This is a genomic window from Shewanella sp. POL2, assembly GCF_000282755.1.
Classification (GTDB): domain Bacteria; phylum Pseudomonadota; class Gammaproteobacteria; order Enterobacterales; family Shewanellaceae; genus Shewanella; species Shewanella xiamenensis.
Genome location: NZ_AKZL01000008.1, coordinates 63,964 through 89,183 on the forward strand (window position 1 = coordinate 63,964; position 25,220 = coordinate 89,183).

Genomic DNA, 25,220 nt, shown 5'->3' on the forward strand with positions numbered 1-25,220 from the left:
GACACTCGTTTTATTCAAACATTCACCGCTCGGTTAAATGATTATTGAATAAATTCGGGTGTAATTACCAGTATCAATTGCCCAGACCAAGGTGGTCTTGCCTGCGGCAACGTCAATTTTTGTCGGTGGTGCTTTATCCAATTGCAGTGTGTATTCGCCAGGATTGAGATAACGCCTGCCAATTTGTGCCTGTTTCGGCAGTGTTAACCAACTACGGCGATCCGCCTGTTCGGTAACAACGTTAAAAATCTGCATAGCAATACTGCCAATATCGGCGGCATTATTGCCGGGTTTACCACTTTTTTCGACTTGATAAGCCATTTCCGATTTGGCATAAACCCTTGCAACTTGGCGGACTAAGGTTCCGGGTAAATCTTCTTTCAAGGCGGTAATCGCTAAGGCATCAATATTGGCGATAGGTTCAGTTTTAAGCACTGTGCCTAAGCCCTGTACTTGAGTCTCTGGCACATAGCTATTGTTTGGCCCATAGGTCGCTAGAGACACGGTTTGCCAGTTGCCATGGATAGTGAAGGGCACTGTGAGTGCTTGTTTTTCGGGGACAAAGCCCTTTTCGACCATCAACACTACTTGGCCTTCACCCGCTTTGGGTAGCTTGGCATCGCCCCAGCGCTTTTTAAACTCATCGTATTGCGGCATGCCGAGTTGTTTGGCAAGGCGGACCAAATCCTGTTGCAGATACGTGTTATCAGGAGTGATTTGTGCTGCTTTACGGTAATCGATAAAGGCATCGTTTGGTTCACCAAGCACTTCGTGTAGTACGCCCGTCGTGTAATAGCTATAAGCATTGAGGAAGGAGCTGGTGACAGTGCCTGCCGCTTGCCCTAGTTTATTCACTTCTGCATCGACCGTACCATTAGCCATAGCTTGTACCGATTTTTGCGATTTTTGATAGCGTTCTTGCTCTGAACTTTGCAATTCGTTACTACGACGAACTTCCACTAGCGCGCCTTGATAGTCACCGCTGAATAGATAATTGAGCGCCTGATATTGGTGCAACATAATGCGCTCAAAGCCCGGGCCGCGGTAGGGAATCGCATTGTCATTTAACACTAAGCTTGTCGCCGTCGCGCCGATATCGCTGGCGCTAATCTTGGCTTTATCATCAAAGGCGGTGTAGGCCGCCACCGCTTGCTCGTAGTATTTTTTACTGCTGGCAAAATCCCCCGCAACTTGAGCGATGCGCCCCGCTTCTTGAGCGTAAAGCAAACCGTCATTGCCTTGGATATTACTGGCTAATTTGTCGATATCCGCCATGGGCGTCGCGGTATTGAGATCTTGTTTGATTGGCGCGATTTGTGCCGGATAATTGATAAAAATACTGTTATAGGCACAGCCGCTCGAACCGAAGATGGCGGTGAGCATCAATGTGCTGATGGTGGGTCTGATAAAAGAGTGAATGAAGGTGGTGTTCATGCCTGTGGGTTACCTTCTTGTGCCATTAGTGTTTGCTGTGGCATTTGTGAACGCTCAAGCAAAGTGATCCCTTGAAGATGATCGAATTCATGTTGGAAAATACGTGCAATAAAACCCGTTAATTCGGCGTGTTGCCACTGTCCCGCTAGGTTTTGATAGCGCACAACTATACTGTGGTGACGCCAAATGGTAAATCGTTGTCCTGGGACAGATAAACAGCCTTCCTCACCTTTTTCGAGTTGTAAAGATGCCAACTCGATGTGTGGATTAACCACCACAACGGGCTCCATTAGCGGTGCATCGGGGTAACGCTCGTTTGGCCGTGATGCCATGATAAATAGCGCTAGCGGGCTGTGCACTTGTGGGGCAGCGATCCCGACGCCTTTTGCTTCTACCATGCTTGCCACCATTTGCGATGCTAACTGACTGAGCGTTTCATCAAAGTCGCGTACTTCAATTGCCCGTTGTTTTAAAATGGCTTCCCCTACCTGGGCAATCGGTAGCGGCTGACAGGAGTGTTGTATCTCATTTTTAAACATCGCATTCCCTGGATATTTAGTCTTCATCGTTTGGCAGACGATTTTAGTTCGTTATTAATAATGGGGTGGCGGCGTTTCTTCAGCTTGGGTGGCAATATTGCTCGGCTCCATTGCCTGCAACTTGCCAACTAATAACTGGATCTGGTGCTGTTGATGGGCCACGAGTCGATTCAGCTTAATCACCTCTTGGTTTAATTCTTCGACAGTGAGTTCTTGAAAAGCTAATTTAGTTTGCAGCTCTTCAATTTGTTGTTGTACACCTTGCATGGCTAACCTCTATTGTTGCCAAGTCTCAACTAAGCCTTGGCTACTGATACTAACGACTTTATTGGTATCTCGAATTGCCACAGAGTATACAACGGCTCCTCGGTTTTGGCTGTTTTTCGTCAACGCAATTTGCCATTGTGCAATAGGTTTACCCGAACTGCGTTGCCAGAGTATGACTTCGCGGGCGGGAGTTCCCGTTAATAACTGCTTGTCTTGCTCAGTAAAACGTACTGCTGAAAAGGTCATTTGGCGACGATTAATTGCTAATTGATTTAAAAGTTTACCGGTTGAGTTGTCCCAAATTTTTGCGTCATTCGTACTGCCATTGGTAAAGCTTAAACTACCACTGTCGTTCAGCGCTACTTTAGTCACCCGACTACCAAGATCCCAAGTGTGGATTGGTTGTCCGGTTTGTGCCTGCCATAAAATGGCCTGCATATCATTTGACCCTGTGAGTGCGATGCGACCATCCGCCGACAGTGCAACCGTATTGACGCGTTCTTTATGGCCTAAGAATTTGATCAGTGCCGTTTTTGCCGCATTCAGAGACATTACGCTGCCATCGTTTAAACCAATAAGCAAAACCCCATTGTTGGCTACCGCAACACTTTCTCCCGATGCGGGCAGTGACCACCAACCTACGGATTTTCCGTCGGCTATTGTCCATAGTGCTACTGAATCGCGGCTTAACGATGCAGCGAACTCTCCATTAGGTGAAATGGCTGTGCTGGCCACGCCTGTATTAAGGTCGCCATGCACCCATTGGTATTTAAGGCTGTGCTGGGTTAAGTCCCGACATTGGACTCCTTGATTCTGAGTTGCGACAATTGCGAGAGTGCCATCACTCGAGAGACTTGCGCTGTAAGAAGGGTCTTTTGAGAGCACGCGAATATCTTCGGCTTTAGGATAGCAAGCCGTCAAAAAAATCGTGCAAATTACCAGCAGTAGGGTTTTCTTCATGAACTTGCTCCTAAAGTTGGTGTCTCTAACTCGGTAGAGTGAAATTAATCACAGTTAACCCATAAAGAATCTAGTTGGTATAACCCAGATAACTAGTATAAAGTTGTCGCGCTTAGGTTATTGTAACCGCTTGAGGATGCTGAGGAAGCTTTAATGAAATCGATTTATAAATTATCGTTAGTTGCATTGGCTGTTATTGGCCTATCTGCTTGTAATCAAGAAGAAAAAGCAACAAATGCAAGCACAAATGTTGAATTAACGACAGAAGCACAAAAAGAAGCCTACAGTGTGGGTGCTTCAATCGGTCGTTATATGTCTGGTCATATTAAAGAGCAAGAAGAATTAGGCCTACCAGTTGACCGCACGCTGATCGTGACAGGTTTTACTAATGGTTTGAATGATCAGCTGAAGTTAACTGAAGAAGAAATGCAAACCATTCTTCAAAGTTTAGACAAAAAATTAAACGACAAGCGTACAGAACAAGCTAAAGCCATTGCGGCGAAAAATCTCGAGGATAGCAAAAAGTTCCTTGAAGAAAACAAAGCTAAGCCAGGCGTAGTCACCACTGAATCAGGCCTGCAATACGAAGTACTCACTCCTGGTTCAGGTGAAAAGCCAGCGGCTGAAGACACGGTTGAAGTAGATTACGTAGGTACTCTGATTGATGGCAAAGAGTTTGATAGCTCTTACAAACGTGGTGAAACGGCTAAATTTCCATTGAATCGTGTTATTCCAGGTTGGACCGAAGGCGTACAATTAATGCCTGTTGGTGCTAAGTACAAGTTTGTTATCCCTGCAAACTTAGCTTACGGTGAACGCGATACTGGAACTATTCCACCAAACTCAACACTGATTTTTGAAGTTGAGTTGAAATCGATTGAGAAAGCACAAGCTACACCTGCTGCTGAACCCGCTAAGAAGTAATTTTTAGTTACAGTATGCTTTTATAAAAATACCGCCTTTTGGCGGTATTTTTTTATGCTGTTAAATCCTACTTTTGTTTTAATTCATTAGCAAACCGAGTTATAACAGGCTATTTAGCTTTATTAGTGTTTTATTTTGTTATTTGAATAACAAGGTATTGGCGTATCAATAAGCCATTATTTTAGAACGATGGAAGACTGATTAAGTTTTAAATGAATAACGCATATTTAAAGCAACAAATTTAATACGCTTATTCAGAATGGCATGTTTAAAAATATCATAAAAATATCATATTTTTTTTGCGATTATTATTTGTTCACTTAGGTTAACTAGGGGAACTGGATGTCTTTTTCTTACTTATTGTTTTATCGCTGTTTAATAATTTTGTGTTATGGCACTGTTCTGAATGTAAGACAATTTACTCTGTAAAATTACATTTCCATCAATATGTTATGCATGCATAGTGAGATCTTGCCCCCTTTTTTTAGCCCTACAACTCTGGAATAATCCGCCCGCACGTTAATAAAAATTAGCGGCAATATTATAATAATGGGGTTGTTGATATGGAAAATGTTAATAAGTTGACAGCTATTTCTTTAGCTGTAGCCGCGGCGTTGCCTATGATGGCAAGTGCCGATGTCATAATCACCGAGTATGTTGAAGGTAGCTCTAATAACAAAGCTATCGAATTGTATAACAGCGGTGATGCGGCAATTGATCTCACAGGTTATAAGCTCGTTCGTTATAAAGATGGCGCAACAGATGCGTCAGATATGCAAGTATTAGATGGCCAGAGCATTGCGCCTAAAGCCACTAAAGTGATTCTCAATTCAAGCGGTGTTATTACCCTGCCACAAGGCGTCGATAGTTTTTCTGGTAGCTTAAGCTTTAACGGCGGTGATGCTGTCGCTTTGGTTAAAGATGGCGCCGTGGTTGATATTATTGGTGATGTGCCAACGCCAGTCGGTTGGGGACTCGATGTTACCCTTAAGCGTAAACTAGACTCATTAGTCGCAAATACCGTCTTTAATGCTGCCCAGTGGGAACAATTACCTAAAGATACTTTCACTGGTCTTGGTTCTCTGAATACGCCAACCGCACCAGAAACACCTGTATTTAGTTGCAGTGGCGCGAAAATTGTTCCAATTTATCAAGTACAAGGTGCTGGCGAATCTAGCCCTTATGTTCCTCAAGGTGCATTTGAGTCTGAAAGTGAAGTGACGGTTCGCGGGGTGGTGACTGCCCGTGGCGAGAGTTTGTTCAAAGGTTTTTATTTGCAAGAAGTGAAGGGTGATAACTCGCCATATACTTCCGATGGTGTATTTGTCTTTTTAGGTGAAACACCGCCAGCAGCGATACAACCTGGGGTTGAAATCTGTGTTCAGGGTAAGGTCAAGGAATACTTCGGTCTAACCCAAATTGATATTAAAACCGATAAAAAATTTGAAGTGGGCGCGAAGGGGGAAGTTCCTGTCGCAGCGCCTTTCTATGTTGCCGAGGGAGAAACGTTAGCGCAGGCTTTAGAGCGTTATGAAGGCATGAACGTGCTATTAGATGCGGGCAGTGATCTGAAGATCAGCCGCACCTTTAGCTTCGACTATGCGGGCAAGCGTAATAACATGTTGGTGTCTTACAAAGAACCCTTGATGAAGCCAACCCAGTTATACCCAGCGCTTTCTCCAGAGGCAACGGCATTAGTTAAATCAAACCTAGAAAATCAGCTGTTTATCGAATCCGATTACAAACCTGCTGACGGTGTAATTCCTTACTTCCCTGACTTTAATGCTGAAACAGGTTATATCCGCGTCGGTGATCAATTGACCAATCTGCAAGGGGTGATTGGTTATAGCTACGGGGCTTACCGTTTAGTGGCTACGAACACTATTACTGCTGGCGATTTTATCCGCGGCGATGATAGAACAGATGCACCAAGTGTGGCGACTAAAGGTGATATCCGTGTGGCCAGCTTTAACGTACTGAACTTCTTCAATGATGTTGTGGGTGGTGATACTAACCCATCGGGTGGCAACCGCGGCGCATTGACCGAAGAAGAAATGCTGTTACAACGTGCGAAAATCGTTAGTGCCATTACAGCCATGAATGCCGATATCGTTGGCTTGATGGAAATTGCTAACAACGGTTTTGGCGAAAAGAGCGCGATTAAGAACTTAGTCGATGCCTTAAACGAGAAGCAAACTGCTGAAAATGCTTACAGCTATATTGAAATCGTCGATGAAGATAAATACGACGGTAAGTACTTCGGTAGCGATGCGATTACCGTTGGTATGCTGTACCGTGCGGGTAAAGTAAGCCTTGCAGGTGCTGCTCGCACTATTGATACCCCAGAGCAACATGCGAGTGCAGGCAGTGTGACTCGCATTAAAGAGGGTAAGACTGAGACTAACCCAGGTAACGATGCTTACCAACGCCACAGCTTAGCGCAAACCTTTAAGATCCATAATGAAAATCTAACCGTTGTTGTTAACCATCTGAAATCAAAAGGCTCAGGCTGTTTGGAGGATTGGGTTAACTTCGAAGAGTCTGTTGATCCTGCGGATCAACAGGGTAAGTGTAATGCTTTCCGCGTGTCAGCAGCTAAAGTGATCGGTGAAGCGTTGAAAGACGTAAAAGGCGATTTACTGGTTATCGGTGATATGAATGCCTACGGTATGGAAGATCCTATCCGTGTATTGACCGACTTCGATGCGAGCAAGTCTGATCGTGCAATCATGACCGCCTCTTGGACAACCTTAAATGGCAAAGTGTTTGAACGCCAAGGCAGCAAGATTGAGAAAGGTTATGGTCTTATCAATCTCAATACTAAAGCTCACGGTACTGGAACTTACTCATACAGCTACAATGGTGAGTTAGGCAACCTTGACCATGCCTTGGCAAACACTAGTCTCGCCAAGCGTTTAGTCGATATTGAAGATTGGCATATCAACTCTGTGGAGTCTAACCTGTTCGAATACGGCAAAAAATTCTCAGGTAATCTCGTAAAATCTGAAAATGCGTTTTCTGCTTCAGACCATGACCCTGTGATTGTTGCATTAAGCTATCCAGCGCCTGTTGAGCCACCAAAACCTGAGCCAAAGCCTAAGGATGATGGTGGTGCGCTAGGTTACTTAGGCTTAGCCTTGTTATCACTATTTGGATTACAACGCCGTCGCCGTTAAATACGTGTTAATACGCTCACATCTTATTTTGTGAGCTAAACTCAGAGCTAAGGGATGGTTTTACCATCCCTTTTTATTGAGCTGGTTTTATCGTGTTTTCATCGTATTTCATGGGAATGAGTCTTGAGCCCAACGGAGAAAAAGATGGTTGTGAGTGCACCCCAGCATTCCATTGGTGTTACCAAGGCGCCATTGTGGTTTTACGTTATCGCAGTCGTTAGTTTGCTTTGGAATATCATGGGATTATTGGCCTTTGTTATTCAAATGACTATGACGCCAGACGCCATGGCGCAGATGAGTCCTGATCAGATTAAGCTCTATGAATCGACACCCGCTTGGCTCAACTTTGTGTTTGGTTTTGCGGTGGTTTCTGGCGTTATCGGTTGCCTGTTTCTACTGATTAAAAAAGCCTTCTCTTATAAAGTGTTGCTCGCGTCACTGGTGGCGGTACTGGTGCAGATGGGTTATGTATTTGGGATTCAGCAGGCGGCAGCGGTATTGGGCACTGATGCTCTTGTGATGCCAAGTGTAGTGATCCTTTGGGGGATTTTCTTAGTTTGGTTTAGCCGTTTGGCTGTCACAAAACATTGGTTAAGTTAGTCGTAGCGTTTCCTTGCCGTACAGAACTGGTTAAGCGATGGCTTATGTGTTGAACTTCAGTCACTTCTTAGTAAACTGCTAGCTGGTTTTCTTTACTAGGATGTTGAAATGAGTATTTGGTTTAGACCGGTAAGCTTAGAGGATTGTGCCCGTTTAGATGCTGGTATGGGGGGCAAAGGCACCTTGATGCAGACCCTAGGGATTGAGATCAGCGAGATTGGCGATGACTTTATGAAGGCGACTATGCCTGCCACGCCCGCCGTACATAATCCCTTAGGCATTGTCCATGGGGGCGCGAACGTTGCCTTAGCCGAAACGGTTGCCAGTTATGCGGCAAACTTTGCGGTGGATTTCGAGCAATATTATTGTGTTGGACAAGAGATTAACGCCAACCATTTACGTGCGTCACGTAATGGCGTGCTAACCGCAACGGCAAAACCCATTCATCTGGGGAAACGCAGCTCGGTATGGGAAATCTTAATCCATAATAGTGCAGGGGAGTTGACCTGTATCTCACGGATGACAGCAGCGGTAGTTAAACGCTAATGCAGATTAACCAACCTGTTTCAATGTATAAATCGATAAATAAGGTTTTAATATGGATAGTGCAATGATTTGGGAATGGGTTGGTTATTTGGCGTCTGTGGTAGTAGCTATCTCTTTGATGATGTCAAACATCAAGAAGTTACGTTGGTTGAATTTGCTGGGGGCTACACTGTTTGTTGCTTATGGGATGGCGATACAGGCTTATCCTGTTGCAGCGGTTAACTTTTTTATTGTACTCATCGATGCTTATTATCTTGTTGTTATCTACCGTGAGCAGCTAAGCCAAAAGTAAGTTTGGAGGTTGGTTTCGATGCAAGTCCTAACCAATCTGCTTATTTTTTCATACCTTTAATTTTAGTCCTCAGTGTAAAAACTCATATCTTCCATCAGTCGGGGATACCCTTTAATGGGTTTTACTCTCCAGATATTAAACAATAATACTGTCTGCACTTAAGTGATGACAGTGAGTATTTCTTAGTCTTAATCTTTAAAATAGATTATTTAAATCTATATTAATCGTTTTATTAGATTTCATCTTTTCTCTATTCTAGCTCCATCGACAACACGTCGCCTGCCAAGGAGATAAGCCATGGCTACTATTTTCGATTTAATTGAATCTTGGATTCACACTAAAAAAGACTAAGGAGCAAGATATGAGTCAACAGTATTTAACCAGCCAGAGCGGTTCCCCTATTGCAGACGATCAAAACTCGTTGTCAGCGGGTGAGCGTGGCCCTTTACTCCTACAAGATTGGCATTTAATTGAAAAGCTTGCTCATTTTAACCGTGAGCGTATTCCTGAGCGTGTAGTACATGCTAAAGGTACTGGTGTATACGGGACTTTCACTCTGACCAAAGACTTAAGCGATTACACCATTGCTGACCATTTCAATGGTGTGGGTAAGCAAACTGAAACCTTCGTGCGTTTCTCAACCGTTGGCGGTGAAATGGGTTCTGCCGATGCAGAGCGTGACCCACGTGGTTTTGGTCTGCGCTTCTATACTGCTCGTGGTAATCACGACATAGTGGGTAACAATACGCCGACCTTCTTTCTGCGTGATGGCATTAAGTTCCCGGATTTTATCCATACTCAAAAGCGCAACCCATTGACCAACCTTAAAGATCCACAAGCGATGTGGGACTTCTGGTCATTAAACCCTGAAGCCATGCATCAGGTGACGATTTTGATGTCAGACCGTGGTATTCCGGCAAACTATCGCCAAATGCACGGCTATGGTTCGCATACTTTCTCGTTCTGGAATACTAAAGGCGAGCGTTTCTGGGTGAAGTTTCACTTTAAATCGCAGCAAGGCGTAGTGAACTTAACTAACGAACAGGCTGATAAGTTAAAAGGGATTGACCCTGATTCATCACAACGCGATATGGTGGTGGCGATCACCGATGGTAACTTCCCTCGTTGGACGGTGAATGTGCAGATTATGCCTGAAGCTGATGCCAACACTTACCATATCAACCCATTTGATTTAACTAAGGTTTGGCCACATGGTGATTACCCATTAATTGAAATCGGAGTGTTAGAGCTGAACCGTTTACCGCAAAACTACTTTGCGGAAGTCGAGCAAGTGGCCTTAGCACCGAGTAACTTAGTGCCTGGTGTAGGCGCATCACCTGATAAAATGTTACAGGCACGTTTGTTCGCCTATGCCGATGCACAGCGTTATCGTATTGGCGCGAATTACAACCAATTGCCAGTAAACTGTCCACATGCGGCTAAAGCCAATCATCATCAACGTGCAGGCGCAATGGCGGGAACTCAATGTCCTTACCATGGCAGTCAAACAGGTGGCGATGCTTCAGCAAACTATGGCCCTAATAGCACTGCGGGCGCCTTGGTAGAACCGGCAAACTTTGCTGAGCCACCACTGCGTTTAGATGGCGAAGCGGCGCGTTACAGCCGATACAATCAGGATGATTACACCCAAGCCGGTAATTTGTACCGCATCTTCAGCGAAGATGAAAAAGCCCGCTTAGTGGAAACCATTTCAGGCTCACTGCGTCAAGCGAGTTTAGATGTACAGCAACGTATGCTGGCACATTTCCAAAAAGCTGATGCTGATTACGGTCAACGGATCCAAACCGCATTAGGGCTATAAGTTAATCTACTAACCCATAGCAAAGGCCTGTGATATCACAGGCCTTTTAATTATTTAAAATTCAATTGATTAGTTGAATTAATAGATTAAGGTTGCGACCCCAAGTAGGGCAAACAAAATCGCGCAGCCCCTGTGGATCCACTTCATCGGTAATTTTTCGGCACTAAAATGCCCCGCAATCACCACTGGTACGTTCGCCAGCAACATACCCAAAGTGGTACCTGCAACCACCATGGCTAAGGCATCGTATTTCGCGGCTAACACGACAGTCGCGATCTGGGTTTTATCGCCCATTTCGGCAATAAAGAACAGAATAAAGGTTGCGACAAAGGGGCCCATTTTATAGAAACGGCTTTCTTCAGCGTCCACTTTATCGGGGATTAACACCCAAAGGGCAATTGCGAAGAAGGAGGCGGCAACCAAGTAACGCGCTACATCAGGACTCACCCAATTAATCGCCCATTGTCCAAGCCATGCAGCGGCAAAATGGTTAAACAGGGTTGAGAGTAAAATCCCCATAATGATCGCGGTTTTATTTTTAAATCTTGCAGCGAGTAAGAGGGCAAGCAGTTGAGTTTTATCGCCAATCTCGGCGATAGCAACCGTAAAGGTTGAGGCGAGTAACGCTTCCAAGTGTGATCCTTTTAGGGGTGGTTTTTGACATAAGCACAATAGACCGTCCACCCCTAGGTGCGGTTATTGTGCTCAGGTCTTGCAAGACAAATCGATGATTTGCTGTGAACACCATGGCATGCGGCCAAGTATGTTGACGTTCACCCTAGATATTGATGACTCAAAATCCAGTTAGCTACTCCCCCGAAGCGAGGTGGGCATTATACCCAAGTCGCGATCCGTTTCAAGGTTAAACTTATCAAGATTAAAAGCATAAAATCTGGCAGGTGCCAAAAAAATACCGATTCACATTCTGTAATTCATTGAATTGTAATAATTTAATTTTTGACAACGTTGTCTTTTGTTGTTAGTTTAGCCGCATCTCAGTCTTTGAGTTACATCCTGTTAACTTAATCAATTGAGATCCACCGTATTGGGCAAACTAATTGAAAAATTAGGACGCAAAGCCTCCGGTCTAAGGTTGTAAAAGGATGTTAACTAAGATAGCGGGGTTGCTGTAGAATTCAGCGAATATATTGAATTCTTTAAAAAATAAACGGCTTTGCTTAATGCTGTTTTGCCTAAATACCACTTTTATACCAATGCCAATCTTTTATTGAATGGCCCCTACGGAGTACATTAAAGTGGAACATCTGACTGCTTTTTCTCAATCAACTGTCCCTAAATTTGCAATTCCTAAGCTTACTCAGTTAAGCCTAGTTGCATTAGCCTTGACTGCCGGAAGTTCGTTGCTGAGCCAAACGGCATCGGCTCATGGTTATGTTATATCACCAGAGTCTCGCTCCTACGCCTGTAAAACGGGCAGCAACGTCAACTGTGGCGCCATTCAGTGGGAGCCGCAAAGTGTTGAAGGTCCTTCTGGATTCCCTGAGTCTGGCCCTGCTGACGGTAAAATTGCTAGTGCGGCAAATGGGGCATTTTCTCCTTTGGATGAACAGAGCCCAAGTCGTTGGTCTAAGCGCGATATCAAAGCGGGTTGGAATGACTTTTCTTGGCAGTTTACCGCTAACCATGTTACTCGCAATTGGCGTTACTATTTAACTCGTCAAGGCTGGGATCAAAATCAAGCTCTGAGCCGCGCAAGCTTTGACTTAGCCCCCTTTTGTGTGATCGACGGTGGCATGGTGCAACCGCCAAAGCTAGTGACTCATAATTGTTATGTGCCTGAAGATAGAACGGGTTATCACGTTATCTTGGCCGTGTGGGAAGTGGGTGACACCACCAACAGCTTCTACAATGCCATCGATGTAAACTTGAGCTCAGGCGCTGTGGTGCCGGGCGAGTGGACCGATATTGGTGATATTAATCCGTCACTCGATCTTAAAGCGGGTGATAAGGTAATGACGCGGGTGTTTGATGCTAATGGTGAACAAAGCGCTAAGCAAACCCAAATTACCATTGCCGATGCCACCCAAGGTGCTAAGCAAAATTGGCCATTCCTGTTAGCCAGTGCCATTAATGCCCAGCAACCACAACTTAAGGCGGGGCAGAAGAATGCGGCTGGTGTGATTTCACCTGTATATGGCAAAAATGAGATTTTTGCCGCGCCTAAGTCGGGCTTAGAGCGAGTGGAAGTGAGCTTTGATATTGCGCCAGCACCGGGAAATCAGCTTAATGTCACCTCCTTGGCCGATGATTACACCATTGTTGATGGTGCCGCACAGGTCAGTTTTGATGTGAGCACCAATGCGGATATGCAGGTTTCGGCCTATTTATTTAGCCACGATGGCACCGCAGCAGGTTATGTGACGCAGGCGGTAAACAATACCAGCGCGAGTTTTGTGTTGGATGTCGTTGCCCCTAAGGCAGGACATTATCATTTACAAGTGAAAGCCGAGCCTAAACAAGGTGAAGTTATCCAGCAAAACTTTGATCTTTTCCTAAAAGATCAAACCACTGCACCGGATGCTGACTTTATCTTCCCTGAGGGAATAAAAAGCTATGCAGCGGGCACTAAAGTGCTACAACCTAAAACTGGTAAAGTCTATCAATGTAAACCTTGGCCCTACAGTGGCTATTGTGTGCAATGGTCACCAACTGCAACGGGTTTTGAACCTGGCGTAGGTAGCTCTTGGACCATGGCTTGGACTGAGCTGTAATTGAACATTTTGAGTGATTGTTAAATTCAACGGAATGGACTTAAGCATATGGAAGATGTTTAAGTCCATTATCAGCGCGTTTGTGATGTTGCAAAGGCCAAATTAACCTTTAGGTGATTTTAATCGCGCATTTGGCGTATTTTCACAAAGGTAGCGATTTTGTTGGTTTGTATGTTTTCGTTTATCACTGCGCTATTGAGTTGTTACCATTAGGCGCACCTTCTATCTTTGTTCACAACTGGCTTGCCCACTGGGATTGGCTCTGTTAATGTCCCTAGCTATCTTCTATTACGCGCGTTGTCGCTGTTTTGCTAAGGCAATCACGGTTGAAATTAATGTCACTTTTCTGCAAACGATTTAGTTAGCCTCAATGGCGACTGGGTTGAAATATTCAAAAGCTATTGGGGCCAATTGATCTGCTCTATTGAGATCGGATTGGATGCTTTAAGTTTAGTGACGCTTTTCGTTTGAGATTGCTGTTGGCTTAATCACAGAGTGCGCAAGGCTTTATCCTTCAAATCTACTCAAAAACCTTAAAAAAATAATTAATACTTGAACAGGATAATTGTGTGAATTCAAAAATGTTAGGCTCGATAGCCATCGTCGCGGGAACCGCCATTGGCGCGGGAATGTTAGCCTTACCCTTAGCCACGGCTGCGTTAGGTATGATCCCCGCTATTTTATTGATGGTGGTTATTTGGGGGCTGTCAGCCTATACCTCATTGTTAATGCTTGAGATTAACCTTCGTTCTGGTGTGGGCGATAATGTCCATGCGATTACTGGCAAATTACTCGGTAAGAAAGGCCAAATGGTGCAAGGCGCATCGTTCCTTAGCTTACTCTTTGCCTTAACGGCGGCGTATCTAACAGGTGGCTCATCGCTATTAGTGCTCAAAGCGCAAAATATGTTTGATATCGTGTTAGATAACCAACTGGCGGTGGTGTTATTCACCTTAGTACTGGGCGGGTTTGCGGCATTAGGCGTGGCTTGGGTCGATAAAGTGTCGCGCTTTTTGTTTTCATTGATGATTTTATTGCTGATTGTTGTCGTGCTGTTTTTATTACCTGAAGTCAGTATTTCCAGTATGGCAACCAATGCGATGACGCAATCCTTGACCAGCAGTTGGATGGCGGCTATCCCAGTGGTATTTACCTCCTTTGGTTTTCATGTGTGTATTGCAACTTTAGTGCGTTATTTAGACGGTGATGCCGCCTCGCTGCGCAAGGTATTGTTAATAGGTTCAACGATTCCGCTTGCCTGTTATATCTTTTGGTTGTTGGTGACCTTAGGCACTGTGGGGGGCAATGAAATCAGTGGCTTTAATGGTTCTTTGCCAGCGCTTATCAGTGCGTTACAAGAGATTGCACACACGCCTTGGATCAGTAAATGTATTTCGCTATTCGCGGATTTAGCTTTAATCACCTCTTTCCTCGGGGTGACCTTAAGTTTGTATGATTTTGTGGCAGAACTCACCCGCGCTAAGAAGACCTTTTTGGGGCGGACGCAAACCTGGTTATTAACCTTTGTGCCGCCATTGTTATGCGCGCTCTATGTGCCCGAAGGCTTTGTTGCCGTATTAGGCTTTGCTGCGGTGCCGCTGGTGGTGATGATTATTTTTCTGCCGATTGTGATGGCGTTACGTCAACGCCAAGCTGTGCCCCAAGGATACCAAGTGTCAGGTGGAATATTTGCCCTTGGACTTGCAGGTCTGTTGGGAGCAATCATTATTGGTGCTCAGCTATTTGTCGCACTTTAAACTGCGGCAATTGAACGCATTTAAACTTGTAGTGCTTAGTTAATGTATTTGCTTTGTAAGCGAATTTTTCTGAGTCTGTTATAAAGTGCGTGCGATATGCTAAAGTCAGGCTCTGTGCCTGACTTTTTACTTTCTGGCTGTCGGGTAAGTGATTCACATCATACGTAGAAATAGCCTCGCAAGCGCTCGGCTTTCTTTATCAAAACGGACTTAAGACAATGAAAAAATGGTTACTCTCAGTTGCTGTGGCGGCGAGTTTTGCTTCCCATGCTGACGAAGGTATGTGGCAGCCCCATCAATTGCCCGCAATGGCCGATGAACTCAAAGCGAAAGGCTTAGAAATTGATGCTAAATCAATCTCTAAACTTACCGAATTCCCGATGAATGCCGTGATAAGCCTTGGTGGCTGTACGGCATCTTTTGTATCACCCAAAGGCTTAGTGGTGACTAACCATCACTGCGCCTATGGTTCGATTCAATACAATTCTACTGCTGAGAAAAACCTGTTACAGGACGGTTTTTTAGCTAAAACCTTTGCCGATGAATTACCCGCAGCCCCTGGCTCTCGGGTATATGTGACTGAAGATGTCACCAATGTTACTGAACGCGTTAAAGCTGGGATAGAAAACAAAACGGGCCGTGAGTTTTATCAAGGGATTGAAAACCAAGAGAAAGCTCTCGTTGCCGAGTGTGAAAAAGACGAAGGCTATCGTTGCCAGGTGTATAGCTTCCACGGTGGCTTGGAATACTATCTGGTTAAACAGCTAGAAATCCGCGACGTGCGTTTAGTCTACAATCCTGCGGGCAGCGTTGGTAAATACGGTGGCGATATCGATAACTGGATGTGGCCACGTCATACGGGCGACTATTCTTTCTACCGCGCCTATGTGTCTAAAAATGGTAAACCCGCAGAATTTAGCGCTGACAACGTGCCTTATGAGCCAAAGAGTTTCTTAAAAGTATCAGCCAAAGGCGTGAGTGAAGGTGACTTTGTGATGGTAGCGGGTTACCCCGGCCGCACTAACAGATACCGCACCGCGACTGAAGTTCAAAATGAGTTTGAGTGGGCTTATCCCGAAGGCAAAATGCTGCGTGAGCGCTTTATTGAAATCATTAAAGCAACTGCGCCAGAGGGCAGCGATGAGCGGATTAAGTACGAAAGCCAAATCGCGGGTCTAGCTAATTATGCAAAAAACTTCACTTCGATGATCGAGTTTTACGGCAAGTCGACCATGTTGGCCGACCGTAAAGCCCTTGAAGCTAAACTGGCTGAGTGGATCGCTAAAGACCGCAGCCGTGAGGCTAAATACGGTAAAACCTTAGCCGAATTAGATGCCTTGATTGCTAAGAGCAAAGCGCACCAAGAACGGGATATGATTTTAAGCTACATCAGTAGCACCACTATGTTACCAACGGCGACGAATCTGTACCGTTTAGCCCATGAAAAGCAACTGCCTGATATGCAGCGTGAACCAGGCTTCCAAGACCGTGATATGACTCGCTTTAAAGCAAGCATGGAACGTATTGACCGCCGTTATGCCGCGAGTGTCGATAAGGCCGTACTCTTAGATATGCTAAAACGTTATGCCGCGTTACCTGAAGCGCAGCGTTTACCTGCGATGGATAAAGCCTTTGGTATCGATAACAAGGTTAACGAAGCTAAGCTTGCTAAAACCTTAGATAAAATGTACGCCAAAACCGAACTCGGTAATAAAGATGTGCGTTTAGCTTGGATGGAAAAATCGGTCGACGATTTTAAAGCCTCTAAGGATCCTTTTATTCAATTTGCGGTGGCCATGTATGACACCAATATGAGCGAAGAGAAGAAAGAAAAAGAATTAGACGGCGAGATGATGAAAATACGTCCGCAATATATGGATGCCATCATTGCCTATAACCTTGAGCAGGGTAAGCCCGTTTACGCCGATGCGAACTCTAGCCTGCGTGTTACGGTTGGCCATGTAAAAGGTTATTCGCCAAAAGATGGTTTAGTGGCTGTGCCATTCACTCGCCTCGAAGGCATAGTGCAAAAAGACACGGGAATTGATCCATTCGATGCACCGAAAAAGCAGTTAGAGCTTATTAAGCAGAAGCAATACGGTGATTTCTATATGAAATCTATCGATTCTGTGCCGGTAAACTTCCTGTCGACCTTAGATACCACCGGTGGTAACTCAGGTTCGCCTACCTTAAACGGCCGCGCCGAATTAGTGGGTCTGCTGTTTGATGGTGTATATGAAAGCATTATCGGCGGCTGGGCATTTGATAATGAAATTAACCGCTCTATTCATGTCGATAGCCGTTATATGTTGTGGGTAATGAAATATTTGGATGGTGCCGACAATCTCTTAGCTGAGATGGAAATCGTTAAATAATCCATTGCCGGATTAGCGTCACTGCGGTCAAAGCAAGACAATAAAAAGCGATAAACCCACAGGGCTTATCGCTTTTTCATTTTGAGATGATAAAACGACCCAATGCCTGCGTATGGTCAAAAGCGGTTTGGGATAGATATTCATTAGGTTTCTATTAGGGACTCATACAGCAGTATCCAGTTTGAATTTAGCCCTAAATGTCTTGTGGTGTAGCGCTGATGTATTCACCTAAAGTGATCTGTAAGATAAGAAGATCACTGCAGCTTTGGTGGCACAAAAAATAGTGTGCCACTTCACCCTTAGCAGATTATCAGTTCTTAAAAATTTGGACAGAATCATCTATCTCTGCGGGTTCTTCCTGCATAACGGGTGGGTTGGCGATATGGTCGTCTAAATTATCACTCAGCATTTCACGGTATTCTGCGCTAAACCAGTCGAGTGCATTGTCTTTTTCTGCACCTAAATCGGCTGATTTAATCGCCGCTTCAAAAGCATTAAAACGGGCCGCCGCAAAACGCAGGGCGGTTCCTACTTTGCCTACATCACCTTCTTGCTGGCTTAGCTGATTGGCTAAGGCAATAAATTGATCGGCAAGTTCAAAAATAGTGGTGTTGCTCGTGTCTGTCATAGCGCTTACTCAAAATAATTTATTGGTGGGCGATTCTATCCTAATTTCTATGGGAAAGAATCGCTAACTCTTAACTATTGGGATCTAAGTCTGTTGTGACGGTTCCCGTTCTTGAATCGTAATAAATGGATAATTTATCGTTAGCCCGATAAAAATATCGGCATTGATTAGGGTTGAGATAACTGGCTTTATAGTCTGTTTCGGTAGCATCAATATTGAGTCGTGAGACGCTCGGCTGCGCATTTTGGAATAACACTTCCCATACAGAGACACAGTCTTCCACATTATCTAATGAAGGCGATGCCTCATTGCCATAAATATAGTGTTGGGCAGGCCAACCGTTAGCATTAAAGTCCACTTGTTCAGATTGTGCAGTGCCAAATACGGGTAAATCTTCCTTGGGGCCTGAGCCTACTTTCACTGCCCAAACTGAACGCGCTAAATTTAAACCGGATTTAAATCCTGCGCCTGCGGCTTTAACTGTAGCGATCTGCGCATCTTGCTGCACATTGATAAACTTGGGCAAAGCCACAACGGCTAAAATTCCAAGCACAATAATCACTACAACGAGTTCAATTAAGGTAAAGCCTGCGGATTGTGGACTTGAGCCTTGTAAGCGGTCGCGGATCATTTATCTGAATGAATAGGGGATAAGTGCCGACACTATAGCACTTAATTGGTGGCATTTTAACTTGAACTATCAGCAGTTCAGGCGAATTAATCGCACAGTGAGCTTGTCATGGTTGCTTATCACTTTTAAGCTAACGGCATTGTAACTTAAGTAAGAGAAACTGATTTTGGCGACTTGGCAAGCATTTATCGACCATCAACGTACGCAGCCTTACTATCAACAGCTGATCGCATTTGTGAATCAACAGCGAGAAGCGGGCAAAGTGATTTATCCTCCGAAAGAGGATGTGTTTAATGCATTCAAAACAACGCCGCTCGAGCAAGTGCGTGTCGTGTTAATTGGTCAAGATCCCTACCATGGCCCCAATCAAGCCCATGGTTTATGTTTCTCAGTGAAACGAGGGGTTAAACCGCCGCCTTCGCTTGCCAATATGTATAAAGAATTGGTTAACGATATTCCGGGATTCCATATTCCCAACCATGGTGATTTAACGGCCTGGGCTGAACAGGGGATTTTGATGCTTAATACTGTCCTCACGGTAGAACAGGGGCAGGCGCACTCCCATGCCAATGCGGGCTGGGAAATTTTTACGACGGAAGCGTTAAAGCTGCTTAATGCGCAGCAACGTCCAATTATCTTCGTGCTGTGGGGGAGTCATGCCATCAAAAAAGGTGCTGTGATTAACGCGCCACAACACCAAATTCTATCGGGACCGCATCCATCACCTTTATCGGCGTATCGTGGTTTTTTTGGTTGTGGGCATTTTTCAAAAGTGAATCAACTACTGATGGCTCGGGGCGAAGCGCCGATCCAATGGCAGGTTTAAGTTCCATGTTGTAAAGAATGCTAAAAATAAAAAGGCCTTGCGAAGCAAGGCCTTTTTATTGATTGTTCACAACAGCTTAGTGGTTGCGGTCAACAGATATTTTCGCCAGTGAGACTAATGCGGTTTTAAAATCACTGTCAGGTAATGCCGCAAGTGCAGCAATAGCCTTATTTGATTCCTCAATGGCCTTTTGCTGAGTATAAGTGAGCGCGCCGCAATGATGCAGAGCGGCAACTATCTTCTCAATCGCATGGGTGCCATCACCTTGCTCAATCGCATGGCGTATAAGCTGCTGCTCTTCTTCTGTGCCATGGGCAATGGCATAGATCAGCGGTAAGGTCGGTTTGCCTTCGGCGAGGTCATCACCGATGTTTTTACCTAACTCTTCACTGTCGGCGGTGTAGTCGAGCAAATCGTCGGTCAATTGGAAGGCTGTACCTAAATACTTACCATAATCGCCCAACGCCGTTTCTTGTTCAGGTGTGGCGCCCGCTAATACCGCGGCAAGTAAGGTTGCGGCTTCGAATAGCTTTGCAGTCTTACAGTAAATCACCCGCATATAGCTTTCTTCGGTAGTATCTGGGTCATTACAGTTCATTAGCTGTAATACTTCGCCCTCAGCTAATACGTTGGTGGTATCGGCTAGTACACGTAATACTCGCATGTTGTCGAGTTCAGTCATCATTTGGAATGAGCGTGTATAAAGGAAGTCACCCACTAATACACTGGCGCTATTACCAAACAGCGCGTTGGCTGTTTCGCGGCCGCGTCTGAGGGTCGATTCGTCGACCACATCATCGTGCAGTAATGAAGCGGTATGAATAAATTCAATAATCGCGGCAAGCTTAAGGTGGGCTTCACCTTTATAGTCGACGGCGCGAGCGGCGAGGACGGACAGTAAAGGACGAAGACGTTTACCACCACCATTGATAATGTAGAAACCTAGCTGGTTGATCAGGGCGACATCTGACTCCAGCTGTTTATAGATCAGCTGATTGACTGCTTGCATATCAGTGTCAGCCAGTTGACGAATAGCGTTTAAATCCATAATAGACTCTGGTTGTGGGGCCATTACGTACCCGGCCTGTATTTTAGGCTCACGTGTTATATAGAATGAATTTTACCTAAAATTCTGACATATGACAGTACTCACACTACTAATGTGCGAGTTATTCCGGCCTTTTTTTATTCTTTCCTAATTAGGGCTTGCCAGATAAGGATTCTTCGCGTAAACTCCGCGCCCATTGTCAATAAAGTTTTTGTAGCATCCTGCCCCCAAGAATGTGGGCCAGCATGTTAGGAATATCGGAGTAAAATAGCTATGTACGCTGTTTTTCAAAGTGGTGGTAAACAACACCGTGTAGCCCCTGGCCACACAGTTCGTTTAGAAAAATTAGAAGTTGCTACTGGTTCAACTGTTGAATTCGATCAAGTTTTACTGATCGCTGACGGTGAAAAAGTGCACGTTGGTGCTCCTTTAGTGGCTGGCGGTAAAGTCGTTGCTGAAGTAGTAAGTCATGGTCGTGGCGAGAAAGTAACTATTGTTAAGTTCCGTCGTCGTAAGCACCACGACAAGAAGTTGGGCCACCGTCAGTGGTTCACCGAAGTTAAAATTACTGCTATCAACGCATAATAGGAGTCTAACTCATGGCACATAAAAAAGCTGGCGGTTCTACTCGTAACGGCCGTGATTCAGAAAGTAAACGTCTAGGTGTTAAGCGCTTTGGCGGTGAATCAGTTCTAGCTGGTAACATTATCGTTCGTCAACGTGGTACTAAATTCCACGCTGGTGTAAACGTGGGTATTGGTCGCGACCACACTCTGTTTGCTCTGACCGACGGTAAAGTAAAATTCGAAGTTAAAGGTCCTAATAACCGTAAGTTTATTAGCATCGAAGCTTAATTTTCGAGTCTAGCTTATACTGTAAAGCCCCGCCTTTGGTGGGGCTTTCTGTTTTTTGTGCTTCTACTTACCTACGTTTCTGGAGCGATTTGATAAATCTTTATCAAATTAAGGGCGTTGACTGGTAAGATTGGGAGCAAGTATCTCGAGTTTTTTGGCGACCGATGAAGTTAAACGGTATAATTCCTTCATTCAGTGATGCCAGGAGTAAGTATGAAGTTTGTCGATGAGGCAGTAATTAGGGTCGAAGCAGGCGACGGCGGTAGCGGTTGCGTGAGTTTCAGACGCGAAAAATATATCCCTGATGGTGGTCCTGATGGTGGTGATGGTGGTGACGGCGGCAGTGTGTATCTGGAGGCCGACGAAAACTTCAACACCTTGATTGAATATCGTTTTGAACGTTTCCACATGGCTGAACGCGGTGAAAACGGTCGTGGCCGTGATTGTACTGGCCATAGTGGTAAAGATTTGATTTTAAAAGTGCCTGTGGGTACTCGTGCGATTGATCATGACACCGAGGAAGTGCTTGGTGATTTAACTGCCCATGGCCAGAAGTTATTAGTGGCAAAAGGTGGTTTCCATGGTTTAGGGAATACTCGCTTTAAGAGCAGTACAAACCGTGCGCCACGCCAGAAAACCTTAGGTACACCGGGTGAAGTGCGTAGCTTAAAATTAGAACTGCTATTGTTAGCCGATGTTGGCTTGCTTGGTATGCCTAATGCGGGTAAATCGACCTTTATTCGTGCAGTGTCTCGTGCGACACCTAAGGTTGCGGATTATCCCTTTACGACATTAGTGCCTAACCTCGGTGTGGTTAACCCACGTCCAGGCCAAAGCTATGTCATCGCAGATATTCCTGGTTTGATCGAAGGCGCGGCAGAAGGTGCGGGTCTGGGTATTCGCTTCTTAAAGCATTTAGAACGTTGCCGTATTCTGTTACATATCATCGATATCGAGCCAATTGATGGCACAGATCCTGTCGACTCTGCGCGTGCAATCGTCGGTGAGCTTGAAAAGTATTCGCCAAAACTGGCAAGCAAACCTCGTTGGTTAGTCTTCAATAAGGCCGATCTACTGCTCGAAGACGAGCTAAAAGAAAAGGTTGACCGAGTTGTTAAAGAGCTTGGTTGGGAAGGTGAAGTTTACACTATTTCCGCCTATGGCCGCGATGGTACTAAGGAATTAGCGACTAAGCTGTGGGATTTCATCCAAAGTCTTCCTCCTGAAGATAAAGATGCAAATCCAGACGATGAAGTCGAATTCAAGTGGGATAATTATCATCAAGCTAACATTGAGTCCGTCAATGAAGATTATGATGATGACTTCGACGATGACTTTGATGATGATGACTACGATGTTGAAGTCATCTACCAAAGATAATATCCATATCTAAGTTTTGAGAGTTTCGTGTACGCAGATACTCAAAATGATATTACTCGGCAAGTTGTGCGGGTTGCACAACTCTTGCTGGCCTACGGTGCTGAATCTGATTTAGTTGAAGAAATCAGCCAGCGCCTAGGTCAGGCCTTAGGCTTAGCAAGTATCGAGCTTTCTATTTCCTCCAATTCCCTCGTGTTAACGAGTTTAGTTCATGGTCGCTGTATCACGACAACGCGTCGGATCCGTGAGCATGGCATTAACATGACCATAGTGTGTGAGTTACAACGTATTTGTTTACTTGCAGAAAAAGGCCTCTATGGCCCCAATGAAGTGCGCAAACGTTTAGCCCGCATCGAGCCTAAGACCTATCCTCCTTATCTTGTTATATTGATGATAGGCTTATCCTGCGCGAGTTTTTGTCATCTCTTTAATGGTGATGTCGCGGCTTCAATCATTACTTTTTTCGCCTCTGCGGTGGGAATGTCGGTGAGACTTGCGATTGCAAAGCGGCATTTTAATTTGCTGGTGAATTTTGCGGTGACGGCATTTGTCACTAGCATGTTGGCGCAGACGGGTTATGTATTCAACTTGAGTGAGACTCCGCAGGCGGCCATGGCGGCCAGTGTATTAATGCTGGTGCCGGGATTCCCAATGATCAATGCGATTTCTGATATGGTTAAGGGGCATATGAACGTGGGCATTTCCCGTTGGGGACATGCAACATTACTGACGGTTTCTTCGGTCATTGGGATTACAATCGCAATGCAACTTGGTGGTATTTTTCTGTGATGGAATTACTGACTATTTTGCTACACGATGCCTTTTTCTCAGCGATCCCTGCCATCGGCTTTGCCATGGTATTTAATGTACCTAAACGCTTTTTAGTCTACTGTGCATTAGCTGGCGCAATTGGTCATAGCTCTCGCACACTTATGCTGCAATTTGGCTTACCCATTGAGTGGGCGACCTTTGCCGCGGCGGCGTTAGTGGGCACTATTACTATCGGGTTTGCAAAGCGTCATTTAGCGCCGCCGTTGATGTATGCAGTTGCTGCCATTATCCCCATGATCCCAGGTACTTATGCATTCAATACTGTGATTGCCTTAGTGCAACTCACGGCACAATCGCAGGTAAGCCAAGAGCTAACAGGCCAAGTGATTAGTAATGGGTTAAAAACAGTCTTTATTCTAGGGGCACTATCGGTTGGTTTAGCCTTGCCGAGTTTGTTGTACTTTAGAACCCGTCCAGTTATTAAATAAAAACAATTCCACAGGAGTGACCATGCGCATTGCTATGATAGCCGCGATGGCAAACAATCGAGTCATCGGAAAAGACAATAAAATGCCATGGCATCTACCCGAAGATTTACGCCATTTTAAAGCCATGACCTTAGGTAAGCCAGTTGTGATGGGCCGTAAAACCTTTGAATCAATCGGTCGACCTTTACCTGGGCGTCATAATATTGTGATTTCTCGCCAAGCGGATTTATTGATCGAGGGTGTAACCTGTGTCACATCATTTGAAGCTGCCAAAGAGGCGGCTGGCGATTGTGAAGAGTTGGTGGTCATTGGCGGTGGACAATTGTATCAACAGCTATTACCCCAAGCCGATAGGCTCTATCTAACTCAAATTAACTTAGACGTTGAAGGTGATACCTTTTTCCCTGCTTGGAAAAATGATGAGTGGCAAGAAACCGAATCCGTAGCGGCTATAAATGCTGATGGGCTGGAATATCGCTTTATCAATTTGGCAAAAAAATGTTAAATTATGTCGTTATGTTGTGTACCCTGTGCGTATGGATTGTCAATATGTCGAAGGTATTATACCGGCTAGGCGCCAGTAGGCTGAGATAACTGTGTTATCGAGAGCTATCTGGACCTGAGAGGTCAATTATCGTTAGATATAGACGCAGACCATACAAACCATAAAAAAATTATAAGAAAGTATTAAGGAGTATCGGATGCGTCTAATGCCTGTAGCCTTGGCTGCACTAATCGGATTTAGCTATGTTTCTGTGCCAACCTCGGCTAAAGCGAATGAAGCAGATCCGCTTGTTGCGAGTATTTGTGATTACGTTAAAGCGAACGATAAAAACCGCTTACGTAAAAAATTAAAAGAAAGTCGTGTTAAATTGCGCCAAGTTTACAGCGGAATTAGTTGTGACGGCCAAAGCTTACTACGTACCGCCTATGCCGTGAATGCGAATGATGCAGGTGAGTTTGTTGCTAAGCGGTTATCCGCCAACGAGCTAAGCGTACCAGAAGCGGATGGCATGACTATCCAAGCTTGGGCTGAGGCAAATGGTCATAGTGCCAGTCCTATCACTGCAGCGGTTAAAGAGCGTTTAGGTGCAGGCGCAGGCGGTGAAGAAGAGTAATAGCCTGTTTAAATCATTTTTCTCGCGTGCTTTTACATAGACAAAGAATAAT

General features: G+C 44.9%; 25 protein-coding genes and 1 riboswitch. Of the genes, 17 read left to right on the forward strand and 8 right to left on the reverse strand.

Annotated features, from left to right (window positions below):
- Positions 1–33 precede the first annotated feature (33 nt).
- Genes SHEWPOL2_RS03475 through SHEWPOL2_RS03490 form a run of 4 tightly spaced genes read right to left on the reverse strand, consistent with a single transcriptional unit; the run spans position 34 to position 3,200 of the window.
- Positions 34–1,434 (reverse strand): hypothetical protein, encoded by a 1,401-nt coding sequence (locus SHEWPOL2_RS03475; protein ID WP_037426146.1) that lies wholly within the window; start codon positions 1,432–1,434, stop codon positions 34–36.
- On the reverse strand, positions 1,431–1,973 hold the full coding sequence (gene def, locus SHEWPOL2_RS03480) for a peptide deformylase (protein WP_037426148.1): 543 nt from the start codon (positions 1,971–1,973) through the stop codon (positions 1,431–1,433). Before def ends, SHEWPOL2_RS03475 begins: the two co-directional genes overlap by 4 nt.
- Before the next feature lie 54 nt (positions 1,974–2,027).
- Positions 2,028–2,240 carry a SlyX family protein gene (locus SHEWPOL2_RS03485; RefSeq protein WP_037414894.1) on the reverse strand — a complete coding sequence of 71 codons (213 nt, stop codon included), beginning with the start codon at positions 2,238–2,240 and terminating at the stop codon, positions 2,028–2,030.
- 9 nt (positions 2,241–2,249) lie between these two features.
- Positions 2,250–3,200 carry a hypothetical protein gene (locus SHEWPOL2_RS03490; RefSeq protein ID WP_037426150.1) on the reverse strand — a complete coding sequence of 317 codons (951 nt, stop codon included), beginning with the start codon at positions 3,198–3,200 and terminating at the stop codon, positions 2,250–2,252.
- Positions 3,201–3,353: 153 nt separating this feature from the next.
- Here SHEWPOL2_RS03490 and fkpA point away from each other — a divergent pair, with 153 nt between their 5' ends.
- From fkpA to katB, 6 genes are all read left to right on the forward strand, one after another.
- Positions 3,354–4,124: an FKBP-type peptidyl-prolyl cis-trans isomerase gene (gene fkpA, locus SHEWPOL2_RS03495; RefSeq protein ID WP_037426153.1), complete on the forward strand. Its 771-nt coding sequence runs from the start codon at positions 3,354–3,356 to the stop codon at positions 4,122–4,124.
- Between the two features lie 563 nt (positions 4,125–4,687).
- Entirely contained in the window at positions 4,688–7,300 is a 2,613-nt protein-coding gene (gene exeM, locus SHEWPOL2_RS03500; protein ID WP_037426156.1) for an extracellular exonuclease ExeM, read from the forward strand.
- 144 nt (positions 7,301–7,444) lie between these two features.
- Positions 7,445–7,900 (forward strand): hypothetical protein, encoded by a 456-nt coding sequence (locus SHEWPOL2_RS03505; RefSeq protein WP_037426159.1) that lies wholly within the window; start codon positions 7,445–7,447, stop codon positions 7,898–7,900.
- Positions 7,901–8,008: 108 nt separating this feature from the next.
- Positions 8,009–8,446 (forward strand): hotdog fold thioesterase, encoded by a 438-nt coding sequence (locus tag SHEWPOL2_RS03510; RefSeq protein ID WP_037426162.1) that lies wholly within the window; start codon positions 8,009–8,011, stop codon positions 8,444–8,446.
- Between the two features lie 52 nt (positions 8,447–8,498).
- Positions 8,499–8,738, forward strand: a complete 240-nt coding sequence (locus SHEWPOL2_RS03515; protein WP_037426164.1) for a YgjV family protein — start codon at positions 8,499–8,501, stop codon at positions 8,736–8,738.
- A gap of 361 nt (positions 8,739–9,099) precedes the next feature.
- The gene (katB, locus tag SHEWPOL2_RS03520) at positions 9,100–10,560 is read left to right on the forward strand and encodes a catalase KatB (RefSeq protein ID WP_037426167.1); all 1,461 of its coding nucleotides are present in this window, start codon (positions 9,100–9,102) and stop codon (positions 10,558–10,560) included.
- 78 nt (positions 10,561–10,638) lie between these two features.
- On the opposite strand, the gene SHEWPOL2_RS03525 is transcribed toward katB, so the two are convergent.
- Complete coding sequence (locus SHEWPOL2_RS03525; RefSeq protein ID WP_037414866.1) at positions 10,639–11,193, reverse strand: TMEM165/GDT1 family protein; 555 nt, start codon at positions 11,191–11,193, stop codon at positions 10,639–10,641.
- 405 nt (positions 11,194–11,598) lie between these two features.
- Positions 11,599–11,692, forward strand: a riboswitch (cyclic di-GMP riboswitch).
- 124 nt (positions 11,693–11,816) lie between these two features.
- On the opposite strand from SHEWPOL2_RS03525, the gene gbpA reads away from it, so the two are divergent.
- The 3 genes from gbpA to SHEWPOL2_RS03540 all read left to right on the forward strand — a co-directional run bounded on the left by gbpA (position 11,817) and on the right by SHEWPOL2_RS03540 (position 17,424).
- Positions 11,817–13,292, forward strand: a complete 1,476-nt coding sequence (gene gbpA, locus SHEWPOL2_RS03530; RefSeq protein ID WP_050991302.1) for an N-acetylglucosamine-binding protein GbpA — start codon at positions 11,817–11,819, stop codon at positions 13,290–13,292.
- 581 nt (positions 13,293–13,873) lie between these two features.
- Positions 13,874–15,049, forward strand: coding sequence for an aromatic amino acid transport family protein (locus tag SHEWPOL2_RS03535; protein ID WP_037414953.1), 1,176 nt, complete (start codon positions 13,874–13,876; stop codon positions 15,047–15,049).
- A gap of 218 nt (positions 15,050–15,267) precedes the next feature.
- The gene (locus SHEWPOL2_RS03540) at positions 15,268–17,424 is read left to right on the forward strand and encodes a S46 family peptidase (protein WP_037426168.1); all 2,157 of its coding nucleotides are present in this window, start codon (positions 15,268–15,270) and stop codon (positions 17,422–17,424) included.
- A gap of 310 nt (positions 17,425–17,734) precedes the next feature.
- Here SHEWPOL2_RS03540 and SHEWPOL2_RS03545 read toward each other — a convergent pair whose 3' ends face one another.
- Positions 17,735–18,052, reverse strand: coding sequence for a DUF3144 domain-containing protein (locus SHEWPOL2_RS03545; RefSeq protein WP_037421448.1), 318 nt, complete (start codon positions 18,050–18,052; stop codon positions 17,735–17,737).
- Positions 18,053–18,122: 70 nt separating this feature from the next.
- Positions 18,123–18,683 carry a prepilin-type N-terminal cleavage/methylation domain-containing protein gene (locus SHEWPOL2_RS03550; protein WP_037421445.1) on the reverse strand — a complete coding sequence of 187 codons (561 nt, stop codon included), beginning with the start codon at positions 18,681–18,683 and terminating at the stop codon, positions 18,123–18,125.
- Positions 18,684–18,843: 160 nt separating this feature from the next.
- On the opposite strand from SHEWPOL2_RS03550, the gene ung reads away from it, so the two are divergent.
- Complete coding sequence (ung, locus tag SHEWPOL2_RS03555; RefSeq protein ID WP_086023977.1) at positions 18,844–19,509, forward strand: uracil-DNA glycosylase; 666 nt, start codon at positions 18,844–18,846, stop codon at positions 19,507–19,509.
- A gap of 76 nt (positions 19,510–19,585) precedes the next feature.
- Here ung and ispB read toward each other — a convergent pair whose 3' ends face one another.
- On the reverse strand, positions 19,586–20,557 hold the full coding sequence (gene ispB / locus SHEWPOL2_RS03560) for an octaprenyl diphosphate synthase (protein ID WP_037426181.1): 972 nt from the start codon (positions 20,555–20,557) through the stop codon (positions 19,586–19,588).
- 273 nt (positions 20,558–20,830) lie between these two features.
- Between ispB and rplU the strand changes: the two genes are divergently transcribed.
- From rplU to SHEWPOL2_RS03595, 7 genes are all read left to right on the forward strand, one after another.
- Positions 20,831–21,142, forward strand: a complete 312-nt coding sequence (rplU, locus tag SHEWPOL2_RS03565; RefSeq protein WP_011073451.1) for a 50S ribosomal protein L21 — start codon at positions 20,831–20,833, stop codon at positions 21,140–21,142.
- Positions 21,143–21,156: 14 nt separating this feature from the next.
- Complete coding sequence (gene rpmA / locus SHEWPOL2_RS03570; RefSeq protein ID WP_007650346.1) at positions 21,157–21,411, forward strand: 50S ribosomal protein L27; 255 nt, start codon at positions 21,157–21,159, stop codon at positions 21,409–21,411.
- Positions 21,412–21,624: 213 nt separating this feature from the next.
- Positions 21,625–22,791: an Obg family GTPase CgtA gene (cgtA, locus tag SHEWPOL2_RS03575; RefSeq protein WP_037426171.1), complete on the forward strand. Its 1,167-nt coding sequence runs from the start codon at positions 21,625–21,627 to the stop codon at positions 22,789–22,791.
- Between the two features lie 27 nt (positions 22,792–22,818).
- Positions 22,819–23,580, forward strand: a complete 762-nt coding sequence (locus SHEWPOL2_RS03580) for a threonine/serine exporter family protein (RefSeq protein ID WP_037421437.1) — start codon at positions 22,819–22,821, stop codon at positions 23,578–23,580.
- Positions 23,577–24,050: a threonine/serine exporter family protein gene (locus tag SHEWPOL2_RS03585; RefSeq protein WP_037421434.1), complete on the forward strand. Its 474-nt coding sequence runs from the start codon at positions 23,577–23,579 to the stop codon at positions 24,048–24,050. Before SHEWPOL2_RS03580 ends, SHEWPOL2_RS03585 begins: the two co-directional genes overlap by 4 nt.
- A gap of 22 nt (positions 24,051–24,072) precedes the next feature.
- Positions 24,073–24,555 (forward strand): type 3 dihydrofolate reductase, encoded by a 483-nt coding sequence (gene folA, locus SHEWPOL2_RS03590; protein WP_037421431.1) that lies wholly within the window; start codon positions 24,073–24,075, stop codon positions 24,553–24,555.
- Positions 24,556–24,751: 196 nt separating this feature from the next.
- Complete coding sequence (locus SHEWPOL2_RS03595; protein ID WP_037426172.1) at positions 24,752–25,168, forward strand: DUF3718 domain-containing protein; 417 nt, start codon at positions 24,752–24,754, stop codon at positions 25,166–25,168.
- The last annotated feature ends 52 nt before the right edge of the window (positions 25,169–25,220 follow it).

Bases quoted from the DNA above. Each gene is read 5' to 3' on its own strand.
- rplU (WP_011073451.1), top strand. From the start codon at position 20,831: ATGTACGCTGTTTTTCAAAGTGGTGGTAAACAACACCGTGTAGCCCCT.
- SHEWPOL2_RS03545 (WP_037421448.1), bottom strand. From the start codon at position 18,052: ATGACAGACACGAGCAACACCACTATTTTTGAACTTGCCGATCAATTT.
- katB (WP_037426167.1), top strand. From the start codon at position 9,100: ATGAGTCAACAGTATTTAACCAGCCAGAGCGGTTCCCCTATTGCAGAC.
- SHEWPOL2_RS03510 (WP_037426162.1), top strand. From the start codon at position 8,009: ATGAGTATTTGGTTTAGACCGGTAAGCTTAGAGGATTGTGCCCGTTTA.
- SHEWPOL2_RS03475 (WP_037426146.1), bottom strand. From the start codon at position 1,434: ATGAACACCACCTTCATTCACTCTTTTATCAGACCCACCATCAGCACA.
- def (WP_037426148.1), bottom strand. From the start codon at position 1,973: ATGTTTAAAAATGAGATACAACACTCCTGTCAGCCGCTACCGATTGCC.
- SHEWPOL2_RS03535 (WP_037414953.1), top strand. From the start codon at position 13,874: ATGTTAGGCTCGATAGCCATCGTCGCGGGAACCGCCATTGGCGCGGGA.
- SHEWPOL2_RS03540 (WP_037426168.1), top strand. From the start codon at position 15,268: ATGAAAAAATGGTTACTCTCAGTTGCTGTGGCGGCGAGTTTTGCTTCC.
- SHEWPOL2_RS03550 (WP_037421445.1), bottom strand. From the start codon at position 18,683: ATGATCCGCGACCGCTTACAAGGCTCAAGTCCACAATCCGCAGGCTTT.
- SHEWPOL2_RS03515 (WP_037426164.1), top strand. From the start codon at position 8,499: ATGGATAGTGCAATGATTTGGGAATGGGTTGGTTATTTGGCGTCTGTG.
- ispB (WP_037426181.1), bottom strand. From the start codon at position 20,557: ATGGATTTAAACGCTATTCGTCAACTGGCTGACACTGATATGCAAGCA.
- fkpA (WP_037426153.1), top strand. From the start codon at position 3,354: ATGAAATCGATTTATAAATTATCGTTAGTTGCATTGGCTGTTATTGGC.
- rpmA (WP_007650346.1), top strand. From the start codon at position 21,157: ATGGCACATAAAAAAGCTGGCGGTTCTACTCGTAACGGCCGTGATTCA.
- exeM (WP_037426156.1), top strand. From the start codon at position 4,688: ATGGAAAATGTTAATAAGTTGACAGCTATTTCTTTAGCTGTAGCCGCG.
- SHEWPOL2_RS03505 (WP_037426159.1), top strand. From the start codon at position 7,445: ATGGTTGTGAGTGCACCCCAGCATTCCATTGGTGTTACCAAGGCGCCA.
- SHEWPOL2_RS03490 (WP_037426150.1), bottom strand. From the start codon at position 3,200: ATGAAGAAAACCCTACTGCTGGTAATTTGCACGATTTTTTTGACGGCT.
- SHEWPOL2_RS03595 (WP_037426172.1), top strand. From the start codon at position 24,752: ATGCGTCTAATGCCTGTAGCCTTGGCTGCACTAATCGGATTTAGCTAT.
- cgtA (WP_037426171.1), top strand. From the start codon at position 21,625: ATGAAGTTTGTCGATGAGGCAGTAATTAGGGTCGAAGCAGGCGACGGC.
- SHEWPOL2_RS03485 (WP_037414894.1), bottom strand. From the start codon at position 2,240: ATGCAAGGTGTACAACAACAAATTGAAGAGCTGCAAACTAAATTAGCT.
- folA (WP_037421431.1), top strand. From the start codon at position 24,073: ATGCGCATTGCTATGATAGCCGCGATGGCAAACAATCGAGTCATCGGA.